A 2,276-nucleotide genomic window follows, 5' to 3' on the forward strand; every position below is an offset into this window, starting at 1 on the left:
GTGTTCATTTTTTGTTTTCATAAGTGACTCTAATTAATGGTTTAATTTTTAGTCAACCTATTTCAGGAAAATTCATTCCTCAAATGGTTGCCAACGTGTTTGTGTATGGTTAGTTGCGTGGTTAAGTAACTAAATTAGTAAACTTTTACGAACCCGTGAAAATTCCGCAGGAATTTTCGCAAGTAAGCACTTAAAAAGCAATTAATTATACACGGTGTTGTGCGTTGTTTTTATTTCATTAAGTCGATAATTTATCTAGTAAAAATTTGTTCTTTACCAATCTAATAATTATTTCATTTTCGTATTCTTTTTAAGAGTCCAGAACACGTACTATTGATTTTTATTTTCAGAAGGGAATATGAAGAATGTTAATACACTTGCACCAATTGAAACAAACAAGGAAGTATAGATTTCAAATTTCGCCAAAAAATATAAAGCTAAAAACATTAATAAACTAGCTACAATTGATATCGTTAATTTTCTTTTCATCTTGTTAATGATTTTATAATATTATTTTAAATTCAGTAAACTTATTAATTTATATTATCCATTATACGTTTTATAAAATTCGTCAGCTTGGGTGAATTTTACGATTTAAAAATAAACAAAATTTGAATCGAGAATAAGATTTTCAATTTTAATTAATTCACGATATAATTTCTCATCCACCAAATTACTTAAAACAGATATCTTATTATATTCTATCCTCATAATTTACAGCTGGCTTATTTTTTGTTTTTATTCAGTATATCGAGTCACAAATAACGCACAACGTTTATGTATAAGAATAGTTGCGGGTTTGTATGCGAGGATTTTCCGAAGGAAAATCAGACGTTACAAACACGCAACATCCTTCGATTAGGCACTAAACCGCAATTATTTTTATACGGTGTTGTGCAACGTTTTTATAATTCAATCATTAATATAATTCCGATTGAGTTTAGGTTTTTCATTTTCTGCTTGTCATTTATTCCAACATTATTATTTGACTCAAATTTGCTAAAATCTGATTGTCCATTATAATTAATTCCTGCGCTAAAATTTTCGAACATATCAAATAGAAAACCAATTCCGATTTGTGCTCCAAAATTCCAACCATCATAAATGTCTTTTTGAGTGTTGTTTAGAAAATGATATTCATCTTTAACAATAGTTTGTCCGTAGAAACCTAAATTCGCAAATACTCTAAAATTTTCCGATAATTTAGAACCCATAGTAAATAATAACGGAACTTTTACTAATGTTCTTTCGTGGTAGAAGTTGCCAACAGAATTAAATCCATTACCTGACAATTCATTCATTCCAATTCCAGTTGCGATTCCGAACTTTTTATTTATGTTATAATTCAAAAGAATTTCTCCGCTGTTGCTATTCAGGTTATAATTCGGTTCGTTATCGTTTTCCACAATTCCGTATCCAATTCCTCCGTAACCAATAAGGTCAAACTGTGATTCTTTTTCATCTTGAGCTTGTGTCAAATTAAAGGTAAAAATGATAGTAAGTAGTAAAATGTAATTTGCTTTTTTCATTGATTTTCGTTTTTTGGTTAATGTTGCACAACGTGTTTGTGTATGGTTAGTTGCGTGGTTCAGCAACTAAGTTAGCAAACTTTTACGAACCCGTGAATATTCCGCAGGAATATTCGCAAGTAGGGAAGAACATAGCAATTAATTATACACGGTGTTGGCAATAGTTATTTTTTTATTCCGCTTTCAAATTCTTTCAGCGATATTTTATTTTTCCGTTTTGAGTATTCTCCGTAAGCAATTCCGTTGTCATAATCGACAGTCAGATAATCAGTCCAACAAGAGAAGAAATCGTAATCGTCCTTTTTTCCGAGTTCAGAGTTTTCTTTAATCAGAGTTGGTGCAATTAAATAACATTCTCCAACTTCAAATTCCGCAATATAAGGTCGGCATTGTGCTCCATCATCTCCCCAAATTTTAATTCTTTTTCGTGATTCAGTTCCTTTATACTTTTTGATAATTTCGACTGTCATTGAAAAAGGCATTTTTTTGTCATAACCAATTATTTCTTGGTCAAGATAATCGGAATATTCAATCACTTTTACAAGTGCTACAAATTCCATTCCGCTTGAAATTTGGTTAAAAGAACAATCTCCATCACATTCACAGTCACAAGCAAATGAGTTGAAAGAAATTAACATCATTGTCAGAACTAATATTTTCTTTAGAAACGTGTTTTTGTATTATACTGATATAGGTTGACTCTTTTTAGTTAATATTTAGACGTTCAAAAGATTTTTTTCAGCCGTT

At 30.1% G+C, this 2,276-nt stretch carries 2 protein-coding genes; both read right to left on the reverse strand.

Annotated features, from left to right (window positions below):
* Positions 1–905: 905 nt before the first annotated feature.
* Complete coding sequence (locus HSX10_RS18570) at positions 906–1,529, reverse strand: outer membrane beta-barrel protein (RefSeq protein WP_173589751.1); 624 nt, start codon at positions 1,527–1,529, stop codon at positions 906–908.
* Between the two features lie 164 nt (positions 1,530–1,693).
* Positions 1,694–2,170 carry a hypothetical protein gene (locus HSX10_RS18575; RefSeq protein ID WP_173589752.1) on the reverse strand — a complete coding sequence of 159 codons (477 nt, stop codon included), beginning with the start codon at positions 2,168–2,170 and terminating at the stop codon, positions 1,694–1,696.
* Positions 2,171–2,276 lie beyond the last annotated feature (106 nt).

Source organism: Winogradskyella undariae, from assembly GCF_013285155.1.
GTDB lineage: Bacteria > Bacteroidota > Bacteroidia > Flavobacteriales > Flavobacteriaceae > Winogradskyella > Winogradskyella undariae.

Coding starts and splice junctions, on each gene's coding strand:
- HSX10_RS18575 (WP_173589752.1), bottom strand. CDS start 2,170: ATGATGTTAATTTCTTTCAACTCATTTGCTTGTGACTGTGAATGTGAT.
- HSX10_RS18570 (WP_173589751.1), bottom strand. CDS start 1,529: ATGAAAAAAGCAAATTACATTTTACTACTTACTATCATTTTTACCTTT.